The 15,511-nt window shown below is 60.7% G+C and carries 19 protein-coding genes and 1 tRNA gene; 15 read left to right on the forward strand and 5 right to left on the reverse strand.

The genetic code is table 11. The features are described from left to right. On the reverse strand, window positions 1-278 hold a 278-nt coding region (locus D1641_RS00005; protein WP_160662344.1), incomplete at its 3' end, for a 2Fe-2S iron-sulfur cluster-binding protein. 121 nt (window positions 279-399) lie between these two features. Further along, complete coding sequence (locus D1641_RS00010) at window positions 400-600, reverse strand: hypothetical protein (protein ID WP_160662345.1); 201 nt, start codon at window positions 598-600, stop codon at window positions 400-402. Window positions 601-695: 95 nt separating this feature from the next. Here D1641_RS00010 and D1641_RS00015 point away from each other — a divergent pair, with 95 nt between their 5' ends. Both D1641_RS00015 and D1641_RS00020 read left to right on the forward strand, forming a co-directional pair. Beyond that, on the forward strand, window positions 696-1,124 hold the full coding sequence (locus D1641_RS00015; protein WP_160662346.1) for a DVU_1555 family C-GCAxxG-C-C protein: 429 nt from the start codon (window positions 696-698) through the stop codon (window positions 1,122-1,124). A 28-nt stretch (window positions 1,125-1,152) separates the two neighbouring features. Further along, window positions 1,153-2,271 (forward strand): GTP-binding protein, encoded by a 1,119-nt coding sequence (locus D1641_RS00020; protein WP_160662347.1) that lies wholly within the window; start codon window positions 1,153-1,155, stop codon window positions 2,269-2,271. 31 nt (window positions 2,272-2,302) lie between these two features. Here the strand turns inward: D1641_RS00020 and D1641_RS00025 are convergent, their stop codons facing one another. After that, window positions 2,303-3,544, reverse strand: coding sequence for an aminotransferase class I/II-fold pyridoxal phosphate-dependent enzyme (locus D1641_RS00025; protein ID WP_160662348.1), 1,242 nt, complete (start codon window positions 3,542-3,544; stop codon window positions 2,303-2,305). A 255-nt stretch (window positions 3,545-3,799) separates the two neighbouring features. Between D1641_RS00025 and D1641_RS00030 the strand changes: the two genes are divergently transcribed. From D1641_RS00030 to D1641_RS00045, 4 genes are all read left to right on the forward strand, one after another. After that, the gene (locus D1641_RS00030) at window positions 3,800-4,930 is read left to right on the forward strand and encodes a bifunctional glycosyltransferase family 2/GtrA family protein (protein WP_160662349.1); all 1,131 of its coding nucleotides are present in this window, start codon (window positions 3,800-3,802) and stop codon (window positions 4,928-4,930) included. Then, on the forward strand, window positions 4,923-6,029 hold the full coding sequence (locus D1641_RS00035; RefSeq protein ID WP_160662350.1) for a phosphodiester glycosidase family protein: 1,107 nt from the start codon (window positions 4,923-4,925) through the stop codon (window positions 6,027-6,029). Before D1641_RS00030 ends, D1641_RS00035 begins: the two co-directional genes overlap by 8 nt. Before the next feature lie 12 nt (window positions 6,030-6,041). Next, on the forward strand, window positions 6,042-7,382 hold the full coding sequence (locus D1641_RS00040; protein ID WP_160662351.1) for a hypothetical protein: 1,341 nt from the start codon (window positions 6,042-6,044) through the stop codon (window positions 7,380-7,382). Window positions 7,383-7,526: 144 nt separating this feature from the next. Then, window positions 7,527-7,616, forward strand: a tRNA-Ser gene (locus tag D1641_RS00045). A 157-nt stretch (window positions 7,617-7,773) separates the two neighbouring features. Here D1641_RS00045 and D1641_RS00050 read toward each other — a convergent pair. Beyond that, window positions 7,774-8,226 carry a low molecular weight protein-tyrosine-phosphatase gene (locus D1641_RS00050; protein WP_160662352.1) on the reverse strand — a complete coding sequence of 151 codons (453 nt, stop codon included), beginning with the start codon at window positions 8,224-8,226 and terminating at the stop codon, window positions 7,774-7,776. Window positions 8,227-8,699: 473 nt separating this feature from the next. Here D1641_RS00050 and D1641_RS00055 point away from each other — a divergent pair, with 473 nt between their 5' ends. The 6 genes from D1641_RS00055 (at window position 8,700) to D1641_RS00080 (ending at window position 12,861) form a co-directional block, all read left to right on the forward strand. Next, the gene (locus D1641_RS00055) at window positions 8,700-9,563 is read left to right on the forward strand and encodes a class I SAM-dependent methyltransferase (RefSeq protein ID WP_160662353.1); all 864 of its coding nucleotides are present in this window, start codon (window positions 8,700-8,702) and stop codon (window positions 9,561-9,563) included. Between the two features lie 13 nt (window positions 9,564-9,576). Then, entirely contained in the window at window positions 9,577-9,837 is a 261-nt protein-coding gene (locus tag D1641_RS00060; protein WP_160662354.1) for a hypothetical protein, read from the forward strand. A 96-nt stretch (window positions 9,838-9,933) separates the two neighbouring features. Continuing rightward, complete coding sequence (locus tag D1641_RS00065; RefSeq protein ID WP_160662355.1) at window positions 9,934-10,086, forward strand: hypothetical protein; 153 nt, start codon at window positions 9,934-9,936, stop codon at window positions 10,084-10,086. A gap of 13 nt (window positions 10,087-10,099) precedes the next feature. Beyond that, on the forward strand, window positions 10,100-10,945 hold the full coding sequence (locus tag D1641_RS00070; RefSeq protein WP_160662356.1) for an energy-coupling factor transporter ATPase: 846 nt from the start codon (window positions 10,100-10,102) through the stop codon (window positions 10,943-10,945). Window positions 10,946-11,187: 242 nt separating this feature from the next. Then, on the forward strand, window positions 11,188-12,051 hold the full coding sequence (locus D1641_RS00075; RefSeq protein WP_160662357.1) for an energy-coupling factor transporter ATPase: 864 nt from the start codon (window positions 11,188-11,190) through the stop codon (window positions 12,049-12,051). After that, on the forward strand, window positions 12,052-12,861 hold the full coding sequence (locus D1641_RS00080) for an energy-coupling factor transporter transmembrane component T (protein ID WP_160662358.1): 810 nt from the start codon (window positions 12,052-12,054) through the stop codon (window positions 12,859-12,861). Here the strand turns inward: D1641_RS00080 and D1641_RS00085 are convergent. Then, window positions 12,841-13,113: a hypothetical protein gene (locus D1641_RS00085; RefSeq protein ID WP_160662359.1), complete on the reverse strand. Its 273-nt coding sequence runs from the start codon at window positions 13,111-13,113 to the stop codon at window positions 12,841-12,843. The two genes, D1641_RS00080 and D1641_RS00085, sit on opposite strands and share 21 nt — an antisense overlap. A gap of 77 nt (window positions 13,114-13,190) precedes the next feature. On the opposite strand from D1641_RS00085, the gene D1641_RS00090 reads away from it, so the two are divergent. The 3 genes from D1641_RS00090 (at window position 13,191) to D1641_RS00100 (ending at window position 15,466) form a co-directional block, all read left to right on the forward strand. Continuing rightward, window positions 13,191-13,412: a helix-turn-helix transcriptional regulator gene (locus D1641_RS00090; RefSeq protein ID WP_160662360.1), complete on the forward strand. Its 222-nt coding sequence runs from the start codon at window positions 13,191-13,193 to the stop codon at window positions 13,410-13,412. A 112-nt stretch (window positions 13,413-13,524) separates the two neighbouring features. Then, the gene (gene truA, locus D1641_RS00095; protein ID WP_160662361.1) at window positions 13,525-14,274 is read left to right on the forward strand and encodes a tRNA pseudouridine(38-40) synthase TruA; all 750 of its coding nucleotides are present in this window, start codon (window positions 13,525-13,527) and stop codon (window positions 14,272-14,274) included. Between the two features lie 10 nt (window positions 14,275-14,284). Further along, window positions 14,285-15,466, forward strand: a complete 1,182-nt coding sequence (locus D1641_RS00100; RefSeq protein WP_160662362.1) for a DUF5711 family protein — start codon at window positions 14,285-14,287, stop codon at window positions 15,464-15,466. Window positions 15,467-15,511: the final 45 nt, after the last annotated feature.

A 15,511-nucleotide genomic window follows, 5' to 3' on the forward strand; every position in this document is an offset into this window, starting at 1 on the left:
GCCACCTGAATGGGGTGGGGATTCTGGGGGGTGCCGATGCCCTCGATGGTGATGACGGTGCTGTACTCCTTGATGGCGCGCACCTTACGGGTGCAGGACCGGACCAGCTCGCCGTTCAGAATGACGGAGCAGGAGCCGCACACGCCGGTGCCGCAGCCCACCTTGGTGCCCGTCAGTCCGACGCGGCGCAGGACGTCGGCCAGGGTGTCCACCTCGGGGTCGCAGGTGAAAACCCGGTCCACACCGTTGATGTTCAGCCACATTTTTCTCAGATTCATGGTGCTGTCCTCCTTAAGATAGTAGAAATTAGGATTTCTTTGCCTCTCTGCTTCTGCATTATAGATGAAAATTTTCCTCCCGTCAATGGAGCAAAGCGCCAAAAACAGAAAAATTCACAAATTAGTAAAAATGATTTTTATCGACTTTTTGCACTGTTTCGCACTTAATCATCGCATTTTTACGGTCAATATAAACAATGTCCATTTGCCTTTCAGCATGAAAGGCCCTCGATACCGCCGCTACGACAGGGTGAGAATAACGCCAAGGAAAAATTAAGAAAATTATTTTCGTCAATTTTGCTGTATTTTCTATTTCTACCATAGGAATTGTGTGTTTTTCCTTGACACTCCCTCTATTCTACCATATAATGTGTTTCATGTCACTTCAAGGTAGGAAACTCAGGAGGTAAATTTACTATGCTGGATGAAAAAATCACGAAATTGCTCTCTCAAAAATTTCACTGCTCTCAGGTCATGATGCAGATGGGCATGGAGGCGCTGGAGCTGGAGGAGCCCAATCTGGTCAAGGCTATGACCGGCCTGGCCGGAGGGCTGGGGGGCTGCGGAAAAAACTGCGGCGCTCTCACCGGAGGGGTGTGCATGCTCAGCCTCTTCGCCGGGCGGGGCACAGCGGAGGAGGAGGCCGACCCCGAGCTGGCGGCAATGGTCTCAGAGCTTCTGTCCTGGTTTGAGGAGACCTACGGCAGCGCCGACTGCGGCGACATCATCCAGGGGGACAAAGCCAACATCCCCGCCACCTGCCCCCAGCTGATCTGCGCCACCTGTCAAAGGGCTTTGGAGATTTTGGACAGCCGGGGCTTCCCCGTAAGCAGCCTGCTGGATTGACCGCGCAGCCGAGGGGGTACACATTAGAATGCCAAAGGCAAGATATATGGTAACCAGCGGCTTTCTGGGGGCGGGCAAGACCACCTCTATGATCGCCTTCAGTCAGTCCATTAACCTCCGGTACGGCAAGGCGGCCATTCTGGCCAACGACCTGGGAGCCCGGAACATTGTAGACGCCGACTACACCGCCGCCAGTGGCGTTCTAACCGATCAAATCACCGGCGACTGCATCTGCTATCAGCACGAAAACCTGGTGGACAAGCTCAACCAGCTTGTCCGTCAGGGGGCCGGTGTCATCTTTTCCGACATCCCAGGCTGCGGCGTCGGGGCACTGGACCACGTCTATCTGGAGCTGGACCGGCGGGAGCCGGGCGAGTTTGCACTGATGCCCTTTCTGTGCGTGGTAGACCCGGAGCGGCTGGAAATCATCATGCCCCAGCGGGCCGACCTGGGCTTTCCCGAGGAGCTGGGCTTCCTGCTGGACGCCCAGCTGGCTGAGGCTGACCTGATCGTCCTGAACAAAATCGACCTGCTCACCCCACGGGAGCGGGAGCAGCGGCTGGAATTTCTGGCGGCCTCCTACCCCGGCACGCCGGTTATGTCCATGTCCGCCCTCACCGGCAAGGGGGTGGATTCGGTGGTAGACTACCTCATGACCCACACCTCCGCCGCCGTCCACAGGGACATCGGCTATGGCAGCGACGCCTTTCTCGCGGCGGAGCGGCACTTCTCCTGGTACAACCGCCGGGTGTTCTTTGAGGAGAAGGAGGGGAAGGATATCAACTTCAACGCCGTGGTGGAGGACCTGTTCCAGTCCATCCGTCAGGAGCTGAGGGACAAGGGGGGCAACGTCCCCCACCTGAAGCTCTTCGCCGCCGGCGAGGGGGCCGACTATGTGAAGGTCAGCCTGCTGGGGGTGGACTGCCCCATTCAGTTCAGCCGCAGGCTGGACCGGAGCTACACCGCCATCTCGGTCATTCTCAACGCCAGAGCCACTGCGGACGCCCAGCTCGTAGCCGCCGCAGCGGACAGCGCCATTCAGGCGGCGGAGGCCAAATACGGCCTGTCCTCCCGGACCTTCTTCGTGGAGTCCTTCGGCATGATGGAGGAGGGCCGGGCCAACGGCGGCCGGGCCTCCCGGTATTAAAAAGCGCGCCTTGCGGCGCGCTTTTTCATCTTTACTTCCGGTCGTGCTCCAGCGTGGCCAGCTTCAGGCAGGTGCAGAACACCTCAGCCGCCAGCTCCACATCCTTCAGCGGGGGGAAGGAGGGGGCGATCCGGATGTGGCTGTCCTCCGGGTCCTTTCCGTAGGGGTAGGCGGCCCCGGCGCCGGTCATCACCAGCCCTGCCTCCTTACACAGTTCCACCGTTCTCCGGGCGCAGCCGGGCCTGGTGTACAGGCTGATAAAGTAGCCGCCCTTGGGGTCGGTCCAGCGGACGATGCCCAGAGGCCTGATCTCCTCGTCCAGCTCCTTGAGGAAGGCGTCGAACCGGGGCCGGAGGATATCGGCGTGCCGCCGCATCATCATCAGGGTGTGCTCCCGGTCCTTGAGGAAGCGGACCTGTCTCAGCTGGTTCACCTTGTCGCCGCTGATCATCTGGGCGCTGGCCAGGCCGCACAGGTACTCAATATTGGCCTCGCTGGCGGCCATCACCGACATGCCCGCCCCCGGGAAGGTGATCTTGGAGCTGGAGGCGAACTCCACCACCAGATCTGGGTTTCCGGCCTGGGCGCTGATGGCCAGAATCTCCGGGAAGGGGACATACTCCCCCCGGAACTCGTGGACGCAGTACGCGTTATCCCAGATCACCACGAAATCGGGGGCCGCAGGCTTCAGGGCAGCGAAGCGGAGGATGGTCTCGTTAGAATAGATATTTCCGTCCGGGTTGGAGTACTTGGGGACGCACCAGATACCCTTCACCAGCGGGTCGGCGGCCAGCCGCTCCACCTCGTCCATGTCGGGGCCCGCCTCCGTCGTCCGCACCGGGATCAGCTCGATGCCGAAGGATTCGGTAATGCGGAAATGCCGGTCATAGCCGGGAACGGGGCACAGGAACTTGATCCCCGGCTGCTGGGACCAGGGCTTTTCGCTGTGGAGCAGGCCGTTGCTCCAGGCCTTGGCGATCAGGTCATACATCATGTTCAGGCTGGAGCTGCCCCCCACGAAGCACTGCTGGGGCTTAATGTCCAGAAGCTCCGCCCAGTACTCCCGGGCACTGGGGGTGCCCGCCAGCTCTCCATAGTTCCGGGCGTCTACCCCCTCGTCCACGCAGTCGTCAAAGTCCAGCGCCGTGAACAGTCCCCGGGACAGCTCCAGCTGCTCCAGGCTGGGCTTGCCCCGGGCCATATTCAGGGACAGGCCCATGGCCTTCCACTGCTCAAACTCCTCTTTCACCGCTGTGTATTCAAATTCCTTCATTGAATTGTCACTCCTCTCAGCTATGACATTGCGTTCCATTCACGTTATCATTTCCCAGTATAACACAGGCAAACCCCACAGTCGATATCTTTTTTGTCCATGAATCATGTCGGATTTCCCAAAAAATCCGCCGAGAAATATCTTATTTTTTCTTTCTTTGAGATGACAAATCCCTTTCAATATGATATAGTCAGGATAACTCGAAGTATGTCAGTTCGGAGCGAAGCGTTCCGGGCTTTATTGGAGGCGAATCGGATGAGTGACTGCGCGGTTCCAAAAGCGGTTTCCGTGGTGCTCCCCTCACTAAATCCCACTCAAATATTGAGCGATACAGTTGCCGGCCTGCTGGCCGCCGGCTTTTCCCACATCGTTCTGGTAGACGACGGGAGCCGGCCGGAGGCTCAGAAGTATTTTGAGGAGGCGGCCCGCCGCCCGGAGGTCACCCTGCTGCGCCACGTGGTCAACCGGGGCAAGGGGGCGGCCATGAAAACCGCCTTCGCCTGGCTGCTGGAGCATCGGCCAGACTGCGCCGGCGTGGTGACAGTGGACGGCGACGGCCAGCACCACCCGGAGGACGCTCTGGCCTGCGCCCGGCAGATGCTGGAGCGCAAGCAGGTGGTGCTGGGCTGCCGGGACTTCTCCCAGCCCGACGTGCCCCCCCGCTCCCGGATGGGCAACCGCATCACCTGCGCCGTCTTTCGGATTTTCTGCGGCATGAGGCTGTCAGACACCCAGACCGGCCTGCGGGCCATCCCCGCCAAATACCTTCCCGACCTCACCGCCGTGGATGGGGACCGCTACGAGTATGAGACCAACATGCTGCTGGCCCTGAAGGACCAGCATATCCCTTACGGTGAGGTCAAGATCCGCACCATCTATCTGGAGGAGAACCGGGGCTCCCATTTCCATGTTTTCCGGGACTCCTGGAGGATATACAGGCTGATTCTGGCCCGGTTTTTCCGCTATACCTTCAGCTCCCTGCTCTGCGCGGTGGTGGACGGGGGACTGTTCGCCCTGCTGTCATCGGTGCTGGAGTGGAAGCTCTGGGGGTTGGCCCACACCGCCGTAGCCGCCGGCGGGGCCAGGCTGGTCTCCTCCCTGCTGAACTTCAACCTGAACCGCCGGCTGGTCTTTTGCGGCGGCGGCCACTTAGGGCAGGCTCTGGTGCGGTATTACATCCTGGTGATCGTTCAGTATCTCGCCCAGCTGGGCTTGACACAGGGGCTGTTCCAGCTGCTGCACATTCACCACGAATACTCCACAGTGCGGCACACAGTAATCTACATAATCGTGATGATAGCGCTGTTTGTGGCCAGCTACATGATCCAGCACCGCTGGGTCTTTGCGTCAGAAAAAAATCAGAAAGGAACCTGCCAAGATGTATGAAGAAGCGACAAAGGGGGGCCGCCGGGTAGCGCAGCGCCCCCCGAAACGGAAAAACCGGGTCCTGCGGTATATCGGACGGACCCTTCTGGCCCTCCTGGGGGTGGCGGCTGTCCTGCTGGCCGGACTGTGCATGATTATGGACGAGGTGTTCAACGGCCCCTCAGAGACCGCCCGGAATGTGCTTACCATGTCCCTGCTGGAGGCCAGCGCCACCAAGTGGGTGCCGGCGGTCTTTGTGGGCGAGGAGACCGTGGAGCAGATCAGGGCCAAGGTGGCCGCCGACCTGCCCGACGAGCAGTCCGACCCCTCCCAGGTCATCCTCCGCACGGAGGACGCCCTGAACAGCGACGAGTGGGCCGATTACCCCGACGGCCTGCGTGTGGAGGAGGTCACTGGCGACACCTATAACGCCTACGTCATGCTCATCCAGGACCCCTCCCGGGTCTATCTTGCCCCCTCCTCCCGAAACTACTCCCGCAGCCGGCCGGGGGTCCGGATCAACCGGCAGATCGAAACCGAGGGGGCGGCGGCGGCCATCAACGGCGGAGCCTTCTTCGACAACGGCACCGTCAGCCCCGAGGTGGGCAGCGTCCCCTGCGGACTGGTGGTCTCCCACGGGGAGATCCTCTGGAACGACGGCAGCTCCTATTACGGCTTCGCCGGCTTCAACGAGGACAACATCCTGGTGGTCTCCAAGACCATGTCCGCCGCCGAGGCCAAGGAGGCCCGCATCCGTGACGGCTGTTGCTACGGCCCGGTGCTCATTATGAACGGCGCCGTCAACGAGGAGGCCTACAACACCAACTCGGGCTTCAACCCCAGAACCGTCATCGGCCAGCGGGCCGACGGCACGGTGATCTTCCTGTGCGTGGACGGCCGTCAGGCGGGCAGCCTGGGCGCCACCTATGGCGATACCATCGACATTATGGTGGAGTACGGCGCGGTGAACGCCTGCAACCTGGACGGCGGCTCCTCCACTGTCATGCTCCTGCGGGACGAGAACGGCCAGGTGCAGTTTGTCAACAATGTCTCCCTGCTTCAGGAGGAGCCCCGGCGGATGCCCACCGCCTTCATGGTGCGGCCCCTGGACGGAAATTAAGGAGGGCTGACCATGAGACAGGAAAAGAAAACCATTTTTTATAAGGTACTGCTGGCTCTCCTCCTTGCCCTCCTGCTGGTATTCTGCTATATCCGCTTCGGCCTTCTCCGCCCCTGGCTCACCCGCTTCGAGGCCGCCCAGCCCAAGCACACCAGCCAGCAGGTCTTTCAGGACCTCTTCTCCCCCGCCGACTGGGGCAAAGTCTACGACGCCGCCCGCCTAGAGGGCACCGCCTACCAGGGGCGGGACAGCTTTATCCAATCTATGGAGGAGCTGACTGCCGGCCAGGAGCTGACTCTGGTGGAGACCTCCGCCGGCCTGTCGGGTAACCGGCGCTACATCGTCAAGTCGGGCAAGGACAGCGTCGCCGCATTCACCCTGGCCAATATCGGCCAGGAAGGCGAGACCGTCTGGCAGCTGGACAGCGTGGAGATGCTGCTGGGCCAGACAGGGACGGTTACCGTCCGCACCGGCGCCGGCTGCCGGGTGCTGGTCAACGGCGCCGAGCTCAGCGAGGACAATCAGGTCCAGCGGATTGAGCGGGTCGTGGAGCGCTACCTGCCCGAGGGAGTCCGCGGCCCCCAGACCGTGGTCTGGCAGAGCCAGGTCAGCACCATCCAGCAGGCGGAGGTCACCGTGCTGGACAAGGACGGGACCTCCCTCCCCCTGATCTACGACGCCGAGAATAACTGCTTCACGGTCCAGGAGACCGAGGAGCAGCCCAGCGACGAGGAGCGTGCTGCGCTTCTGGGCGCGGCGGAGGTTCACGCCAAATTCATGATCCGGCAGGCCACCACCGCCCAGCTTCAGCGATATTTTGACAGCCAGAGCCAGATCTATCAGACCATCCGCTCCAGCGAAATCTGGATTAAAAACACTGCCGGCCACAGCTTTGAAAATGAGGCCATCCACCAGTTCCACCGCTACGGCCCCGACCTGTTCTCCGCCCGGGTGACCATGGATATGAACGTCCGGCGGGGAAACGGGACCGTCAAGCCCTACGCCGTGGACAGCACCTTCTTTTTCCACCGGACAGGAAACGGCTGGCGGGCCTATGAGATGACCAATGTGGACGTCCAGGCTGAAATTTATCACACCCTTCTTGTCTTTATGAATGACCAGGAGGAGGCCGGCCGGCTGTTTGTCTCCTCCCAGGACCGGAGCTTCACTCCTCCCGCCGTCACAGCTCCCCAGGGTCAGCGCTTTGCCGGCTGGGCCGTCCGGGAGAGGTCCGGGAACAACGTTACGATGACGGTCCGCTTCCAGCCCGGCGCGGACGGAGCCGTTGTCCTGCCCGAAGGCTATTCTCTGGAGCCTATGACCCTCTATGCGGCCTTCGAAACCGCCGACTGAAATCTCGCCTTGGCGGCGAGCCCTCACCGGGCTCGCCGCCGACCAAAAAGAAAAACGATTTTTTTGCAAAAAAAGCTTGACTACCAGAAAAAAGCTGGTATAATACATGTTGCTGTCTCCCAGACCTGAACAGCATATCTACATGCAGTAGTATCGAAGTGGTCATAACGAGCACGACTGGAAATCGTGTAGCCTGATAAGGGCTCGAGGGTTCGAATCCCTCCTACTGCGCCACCTGAACGAGGGTAGGAGCATTGAACAGTTTGTTTGGACTGTCCAATGCTCCTACCCTCATTTTATCTTGAAGGCCCTGACACGACAAGGCCTTCCGTAATAATTCCTCATTTATCCATCAGTCTCATGGAAACTGTTCGGATTAGGTAGGGGCGTTCTATTGCAGCTGCTCCAGCAGCCCCTCACACCCGGCCAGCACATCCCGCCAGGTCGTTTCAAAGTCATCCGTGTACCAGGGATCGGCAACCTCGGAGCCCGGGCGGCCGGCATACTCCATCAGCAGGTGGAGCTTTCCCTCCGGATCGCCGCCGCAGATCCGGTTCATATTCCGGATGTTGGCCCTGTCCATCCCAATCAGAAGGTCGAATTGGCCGTAATCCCGGCTTTTCAGCTGACGGGCTGTTTTTCCGGCGCAGCCGATGCTGTGCTCGGCCAGCTTGCGGCGGGCGGGAGGATAGACCGGATTGCCGATCTCCTCGGTACTGGTGGCGGCGGACTCGATGTGGAACTGATTCTCCAGCCCCGCATTCTTCACCAGGTCTTTCATCACAAACTCGGCCATTGGGCTCCGGCAGATATTGCCGTGGCAGACGAAAAGTATCCTTATCACGTTCAAATCTCCTTATAACACAATGTTTTCAACATCGGCACAGATGCGGCGGTCGTGACCCTCGATAACATGTTGGCCGCGTATTATGAGGGGAAACAGACTACTCTGCATCGAATATCGTATCAGAGAAAGGACACGCTTGTCAATCCTCAATACTCATAGAAGGCTCACGCTGAAGCAGACCATAGACAGGCAGAGGGAAAGCCTGAATATGAAGAACGCGCAGTGCTGATCTCAACATCGTTTCCTGTTCCTGCCCCCATTTTGGTGAAAAATAATGCAGAAAAAGGTCAATAACCTTTCTGCATTTAACTTACTGCATCAACATTGCCCCAAATTCCAGGTATTTCATTGACGCAACGGCCTGAAAATGATATACTGTCTTAGTTTCAAGGGATTTTTATCTCTCAATTCCTTAACCTGAGACGCACAAGGGCGAATTGGGAGTATTTTGTCAAGGGAGACAGGAAGCTATGTGGCTGTCCGACAAATGGATCGACTATGAGCTCATCGACTGCGGCTCCGGGGAGAAACTGGAGCGCTGGGGGGACCAGCTGCTGGTCCGCCCCGATCCCCAGGCCATCTGGAACACTCCCCGGACCCACCCGGGCTGGAGGAAAAACGCCGGGCGGTATTCCCGCTCCTCCACCGGAGGCGGCCAGTGGCAGAACCGCTCCATGCCTCAGCGGTGGACGGTGGGCTACGGCGGCCTTACCTTCAATGTCAAGCCCATGAACTTCAAGCACACCGGCCTCTTCCCCGAGCAGGCCGCCAACTGGGACTTCGTCATGGAGCGGATTCAAAGGGCCGGCCGACCGGTGAGCGTTTTAAACCTCTTTGCCTACACCGGCGGAGCCACTGTGGCCTGCGCCGCCGCCGGGGCCTCTGTGTGCCACGTGGACGCGGCCAAGGGGATGGTTCAATGGGCCCGGGAGAACGCAAAAAGCTCCGGCCTGGAGGGGGCCCCCATCCGCTGGATCGTGGACGACTGCGGAAAATTTGTGGAGCGGGAGATTCGCCGGGGACGGCGGTACGACGCCGTCATTATGGACCCGCCCTCCTACGGCCGGGGGCCCACCGGCGAGGTGTGGAAGCTGGAGGAGAACCTCTACCCCTTCGTGGAGCTGGTGAGCGGCGTGCTGTCCGACGACCCGCTGTTCCTCATCCTCAACTCCTACACCACCGGCCTGGCCCCCAGCGTGGTCACCTATATCCTGGAGAGCGTCGTCTCCAAAAAATTCGGCGGCCGCGCCATCTCCGACGAGCTGGGCCTGCCTGTCTCCCAGACCGGCCTGGCCCTGCCCTGCGGCGCTGCCGGGCGGTGGACCCGGAAATGAGGTGAACTGCACCATGATAAAACAATTTGACGAATTTTCCAGGCAGATTTCCCCGGAGGACTGGTATCTGGAATTTACGCCCGCTGAGATTACCGTGCTCAACATGAAAACGGAGCACCAAGTGCGGGAGCCCTCCCTGACGGCTGTGGTGCGCTCCCAGCCGGGCAAACTGGCCGCCGTGGGCAAGGACGCGCTCCCATACAGGGACAACCCGGATTATGTGGTGTTCTCCCCCTTCCGCCGGGGACAGGTCGCCCACTATTCGGCGGCGTAGCAGCTCATTAAGGCGCTGCTGAAGCAGGCCGGCTGCGGCGCCGTCCTGATCCCCAAGCCTGTGATGTGCGTCCATACTCAGGAGCGTACCTCTCAGGTGGAGGAGGTGGCCCTGGCTGAGGCCGCCATCCAGTGCGGGGCGCGGAAGGTATTTTTCTACCCGGACTCCCTGGCCGCCATGCTGGACCTGGCCCGGAGTCGCCGGGATTTACAAAGCGCCATTCTTATTCACATCGAACCACAGGACTGAAAAGGGTGATACCATGGAAACCATCATTCAAGCGGAAGATTTACACTTCTCCTACCCCGCCGTGGAGGAGGGGACGACCCCGGTGGTGCTGGACGGGGTCTCTCTGGAGATTGAGGAGGGCAGCTTTGTGGCCGTGCTGGGCCACAACGGCTGCGGCAAATCCACCCTGGCTAAGCACATGAACGCCATCCTCCTGCCCTCCGGGGGGACGGTCTATGTGGACGGCATTGACACCCGGGACGAGGACAGGCTGCTGGACATCCGCCGCACGGTGGGCATGGTCTTTCAGAACCCGGACAACCAGATTGTCGCCAACGTGGTGGAGGAGGACGTGGCCTTCGCCCCGGAGAACCTGGGGGTCCCCCCTGACGAGATTCGCCAGCGGGTGGATGACGCCCTGAAGGCCGTCAATATGTACGCCTACCGGGAGCACGCCCCCCATCTTCTGTCCGGCGGACAGAAGCAGCGGGTGGCCATCGCCGGCGTGATCGCCATGCAGCCCCGGTGCGTTGTGCTGGACGAGCCCACCGCCATGCTGGACCCCATCGGCCGGAAGGACGTGCTGCGCACCATCCGGACACTGAACCGGGAGCGGGGGGTCACGGTGGTCCTGATTACCCACCACATGGACGAGGCCGCCCAGGCCGACCGGCTGGTGGTTATGGCCAAGGGTAAGGTCATCGCCGACGGCGCGCCCAAGGCGGTCTTTTCCAGGGTGGAGGAGCTGCGGAAGGTGGGCCTCACCGTCCCCCAGACGACAGCGCTGCTCTGGGAGCTGCGCCGGGAGGGGTGGGACGTCCCCCTGGATGCCCTGTCCGACGAGGAGTGCGCCCAGGCGCTGTATCAGCTTTTGCAATAGTCCCTCGTCCTCCGCAGAGCAAGGCTCCTTTGGAAAGGAGCTGTCAGCCGTAGGCTGACTGAGGATTGTATTTCGGCGAAGCCGAAATGTACAGAGTAATCCTGAATTTCGTTTACTTCGTATGTTTTGCTTCGCAAAACACAATCCTCCGTCATCCGCTGCGCGGATGCCACCTCCTTTCAAAAGGAGGCTCAGGACGCGACCCTTTAGGCGTGTACCACTTGTTATAAGGATGTATCTCTATGGACCCCATTATTGAAACCAAAAACCTCACCCACACCTACTCCGTCGGGACACCCTTCGAGCACACGGCCCTGGACGGCGTGGACTTTGCCGCCTACCCCGGGGAGTACCTGGGCATCATCGGCCACACCGGCTCCGGCAAGTCCACCCTGATCCAGCATCTGAACGCCCTGCTCAAGCCCACCTCCGGGACGGTGCTCTTTCAAGGCACGGACATCTGGTCCGACCCCAAGCTCACCAAAAAGACCCGGTTCCAGGTGGGGCTGGTGTTCCAGTATCCGGAGTACCAGCTCTTTGAGGAGACAGTGTACAAGGACATCTCCTTCGGTCCCCGGAACATGGGGCTGGATGAAAAAGAGATCGACCGCCGGGTCCGGGCGGCGGCCTACTTTGTGGGCCTGCGGGACGACCATCTGGAAAAGTCCCCCTTCGAGCTGTCCGGCGGCCAAAAGCGCCGGGTTGCCATCGCCGGCGTGATCGCCATGGAGCCCAAGGTGCTCATCCTGGACGAGCCCACCGCCGGTCTGGACCCGGAGGGGGTGGAGTCCATTCTGGGCAACATCCGTGAGTACCACCAGGCCCACAACGCCACCATCATCCTGGTCTCCCACTCCATGGAGGAGGTGGCCCGGTCGGTGGACCGGCTGGTGGCCGTCAACGACGGCAGGATCCCCTTCCAGGGCGCCCCCCGGGAGGTCTTTCAGCACGGGGATGAGCTGGAACGGATGGGGCTGGGTGTCCCCCAGCTGACCCGGGTGTTCCACCGGCTGCGCGCCATGGGCGTGGACATCGACCCGTCCGTCTACACCCTGGACCAGGCCAAGTCGGCTATTCTGTCCAAGCTGAAAGGGGAGGTGGGCTGAATGGCGCTGAAAGATATCACCCTGGGCCAGTTTTTCCCGGGAAACTCCGTGATCCACCGGCTGGACCCCCGGACCAAGCTGATCTGCGTGGTGCTGTATATTGTGGCCCTGTTTCTTGCCAGCTGGTTCGTCTCCTACACCCTGATGCTTTTGGTGCTGGCCGGGTCCATCGCCCTGTCCAGAGTCCCTCCCAAGTCTATTCTCCGGGGGCTGAAGCCAGTACTGTTTATCGTGGTGTTTACCGCAGTGCTCAACCTGCTGTACACCCCGGGGGACACGGTGCTGGCCCGGTTCTGGATTTTTACCGTCACTCTGGAGGGGGTGTCCCGGGCCTTCTTCATGGTGGTCCGGATTATGATGCTCATTTCGGGCACCTTCCTGCTCACCTACACCACCTCCCCCATCCTCCTCACCGACGGACTGGAGTCCCTCCTCAATCCTCTGAAAAAGGTGCGGGTGCCTGTCCACGAGCTGGCGATGATTATGTCCATCGCCCTGCGGTTTATCCCCACCCTCATCGAGGAGACCGACAAGATCATGTCCGCCCAGCGGGCCCGGGGAGCCGACTTCGAGAGCGGCAACCTGATCCAGCGGGCCAAGGCCCTCCTGCCCCTGCTGGTGCCCCTGTTTATCTCCGCCTTCCGCCGGGCTGACGAGCTGGCCACCGCTATGGAGTGCCGCTGCTACCACGGCGGCGAGGGCCGCACCCGCCTGCGCCAGCTGAAATATAAAGGGGCCGACTACGCGGCCCTGCTCCTCTTCCTGGCCGTGACCGTGGCCGCGGGGGTGTTAGGTCACTTTGGGCTGTAAAGCTGATATTATATCTTGACGCAGGCCCAGCCCGAAGAGATAATATAGGTCATTGGAACACCCCAGATAGCTTCCCAGCCGCGTTTCAAAGCGGTTGTACAGTTCAAAACCCGCCATTTTGGCAATTTCGTGGGCAACCTCGTAAAATTCCCTTTTTACTTCTAAATATTCAGGGTCTTTCGCGCAAAATGCCTCGATTTCTTCTTTAAGTCCCAGGTTGTCCACAAAAAGCATGTTTAGTTTGTCATTCATAGTGCCATCTCCTTTTACCTAATATTATTGTATATTATAGCATAATATTTTTACGTGTCAAGTATGTGAGGAAAAATATGTCTACTTTTTCTGAGCGGCTGAAACTGCTGCGCCAAGAGAACCGATACAAGCAAAGAGAACTGGCTGAGATTTTCGGTCTGAAACTGCGCGGTTATCAGTCATATGAGTACGGAAAAGCCTACCCCACTGTTCCCGGTCTGATTCAGATCGCCAAGTTTTTCGACGTCAGCACCGATTACCTCCTGGGTCTCTCAGATAAACGGGAAGTCAACAGGTGAGCATGTGTAGGGCGCGACGACCCCGGCGCGCCGTTCTGAGGCGTCTCTTAAAACGCGGCGGGCCGAGGTCGTCCCGCCCTACATTTCACGCCGGGACGAAAGGTTTTGGACGATGGAGCGTAACATTGCTTTAAGGTTAATGTACAACGGCACAGCCTACCACGGGTGGCAGGTGCAGAAGAACGCAATTTCGGTGGCGGAGACGCTGGAGAGGGCGCTGGCGGCCACGGTGGGCCATCCGGTGAAGTGCACCGGGGCGGGCCGCACTGACGCCGGGGTCCACGCAGAGACCTACGTGGCCAACTTCCGCACCACCTGCCACATCCCTCTGGACAAGCTGCCTCTGGCGGTGAACACCCGCCTGCCCGACGACATTGTGGTGGTCAGGGCCACCCAGGTGCCCGACGGCTTCAACGCCATCGGCTCCTGCCAGAAGAAGGAGTACACCTACCGCATCTACAACTCCCGGCTGGGCAATCCGTTTTATGTCAACCGCGCCTGGTTCTACCCCAAGCGGCTGGACGAGGCCGTCATGGCCCGGGCAGCGGAGCAGTTTGTGGGCACCCACGACTTCCGGGCGGTGCGCTCGGTGGGCACCGAGACCAAAACCACCGTGCGCACGGTGTACTGGTTCGATGTGGAGCGCGACCGCGACCTGATCTCCTGCCGGGTGTGCGCCAACGGCTTTTTGTACAACATGGTTCGGGCCATGGTGGGCACCGTGATCTACGCCGCCGAGGGCAAGCTGGCCCCTGAGGATATCCCCGCTATCCTGGACTCGGGCAACCGGACCCTGGCCGGCCCCACCGTCCCCCCCGGCGGGCTGTACATGACAAAATTATGGTATGAAGAGGACGTCTAGTCAGTAAATTATGGAAGAGAACAAAAAGGCTCCGGCTCCCAAGCGGCTGAGAAAACCGAATATTCTGGTCCGCATGCTGGCCCTGGCCGTCACAACGGCGCTGGTGCTGGGGGCGCTGGCCCTGGTGGTCTACCGGGACCAGGTCAACCTGAGCGTTCTGAAGCGGTGGCTGGACCTGCAAAGCCTGCAGACCAGCGACACCGGCGAGGCCGTCCCCTTTACCCATGCCGGAGGCGACAAGCTTTCAGTCGCCTATCTGAACAGCGGCGTGGTCACTGTCTCCGCCGCCGGAGCACACTACTATGGCCTGGACGGCGTCTCTCTGGCCGACCGGGTACTGTCCATGGAAAACCCGGTGCTCTCCGCCTCCCGCACCACCGCTGTGGCCTACGACGCGGGCAATCAGTCCCTGTTTGCCTTCCGCAACGGGGAGGAGTACTTCTCTCTCTCCCTCAGCGGCGGCGCCGATCTGCTGTCCGCCCGGCCCAACGACAGCGGCTGGCTGGCCGTCACCGCCCAGCAGAGCGGCTACAAGGGGGCGGTCACCGTCTATGACAGCCACGGCAGTCAGGTGATTCAGATCAGCCTGTCTACCGTCTTTGCCGTGGACGCCGCCGTCTCCCCCGACGGCCAGAGCGTGGCCGTCATCACCATGGGCCAGACCGGGGGCGACTTCTTCAGCCGGCTGCTGTTCTATCCCGTGAACCAGGAGGAGCCCTCCGCCCAGGTGGAGCTGGGCAGCCTGACCGTGCTGGACATGGACTATGAGGATGAGCTGCTCTGGGTGCTGTGTGAGGACCGGCTGCTCACCATCACCCCCGACGGCCAGACCGTTCAGACCTTCCTCCTCACCCCCAGCTATCTGAAGGGCTGCACCCTGGAGGGGGAGGGCTTCGCCCTTCTGCTCACCGGCCGCTACCGCTCGGGCGGCGCCGACCGGGCTCTCATTGTGGACAGGGAGGCTCAGGCGATCCAGACCATTACCCTCACCGGCCAGGTCCTGGACTACGCCGCCTGCGGCGAGTATTTCGCCCTCCTCTCCGGCAGCCGGCTGGCCCTCTTCAACGGCCAGCTGGAGCAGTTCGCCTCCCTGGAGGACCCCCAGGGGGCCCGGAAGGTGGATTTGGCCCCCAATGGCTCTGCCCTGCTTGCCAACGACCAGCAGGCCTGGCTGTTTATTCCGCAAGCATAGAGCAATATGCAGAATTATTGACGGCGGCCGGGTCGCCGCGCCCTA

The sequence above is a fragment of the Colidextribacter sp. OB.20 genome, assembly GCF_009911595.1.
Lineage (GTDB): Bacteria > Bacillota > Clostridia > Oscillospirales > Oscillospiraceae > Lawsonibacter.

What these genes read in the sequence shown, in the direction of transcription:
- D1641_RS00035 (WP_160662350.1), top strand. Translation starts at nt 4,923, where the DNA reads ATGTATGAAGAAGCGACAAAGGGGGGCCGCCGGGTAGCGCAGCGCCCC.
- D1641_RS00040 (WP_160662351.1), top strand. Translation starts at nt 6,042, where the DNA reads ATGAGACAGGAAAAGAAAACCATTTTTTATAAGGTACTGCTGGCTCTC.
- D1641_RS00010 (WP_160662345.1), bottom strand. Translation starts at nt 600, where the DNA reads ATGGTAGAAATAGAAAATACAGCAAAATTGACGAAAATAATTTTCTTA.
- D1641_RS00075 (WP_160662357.1), top strand. Translation starts at nt 11,188, where the DNA reads ATGGACCCCATTATTGAAACCAAAAACCTCACCCACACCTACTCCGTC.
- truA (WP_160662361.1), top strand. Translation starts at nt 13,525, where the DNA reads ATGGAGCGTAACATTGCTTTAAGGTTAATGTACAACGGCACAGCCTAC.
- D1641_RS00025 (WP_160662348.1), bottom strand. Translation starts at nt 3,544, where the DNA reads ATGAAGGAATTTGAATACACAGCGGTGAAAGAGGAGTTTGAGCAGTGG.
- D1641_RS00080 (WP_160662358.1), top strand. Translation starts at nt 12,052, where the DNA reads ATGGCGCTGAAAGATATCACCCTGGGCCAGTTTTTCCCGGGAAACTCC.
- D1641_RS00015 (WP_160662346.1), top strand. Translation starts at nt 696, where the DNA reads ATGCTGGATGAAAAAATCACGAAATTGCTCTCTCAAAAATTTCACTGC.
- D1641_RS00100 (WP_160662362.1), top strand. Translation starts at nt 14,285, where the DNA reads ATGGAAGAGAACAAAAAGGCTCCGGCTCCCAAGCGGCTGAGAAAACCG.
- D1641_RS00070 (WP_160662356.1), top strand. Translation starts at nt 10,100, where the DNA reads ATGGAAACCATCATTCAAGCGGAAGATTTACACTTCTCCTACCCCGCC.
- D1641_RS00030 (WP_160662349.1), top strand. Translation starts at nt 3,800, where the DNA reads ATGAGTGACTGCGCGGTTCCAAAAGCGGTTTCCGTGGTGCTCCCCTCA.
- D1641_RS00055 (WP_160662353.1), top strand. Translation starts at nt 8,700, where the DNA reads ATGTGGCTGTCCGACAAATGGATCGACTATGAGCTCATCGACTGCGGC.
- D1641_RS00060 (WP_160662354.1), top strand. Translation starts at nt 9,577, where the DNA reads ATGATAAAACAATTTGACGAATTTTCCAGGCAGATTTCCCCGGAGGAC.
- D1641_RS00020 (WP_160662347.1), top strand. Translation starts at nt 1,153, where the DNA reads ATGCCAAAGGCAAGATATATGGTAACCAGCGGCTTTCTGGGGGCGGGC.
- D1641_RS00090 (WP_160662360.1), top strand. Translation starts at nt 13,191, where the DNA reads ATGTCTACTTTTTCTGAGCGGCTGAAACTGCTGCGCCAAGAGAACCGA.
- D1641_RS00085 (WP_160662359.1), bottom strand. Translation starts at nt 13,113, where the DNA reads ATGAATGACAAACTAAACATGCTTTTTGTGGACAACCTGGGACTTAAA.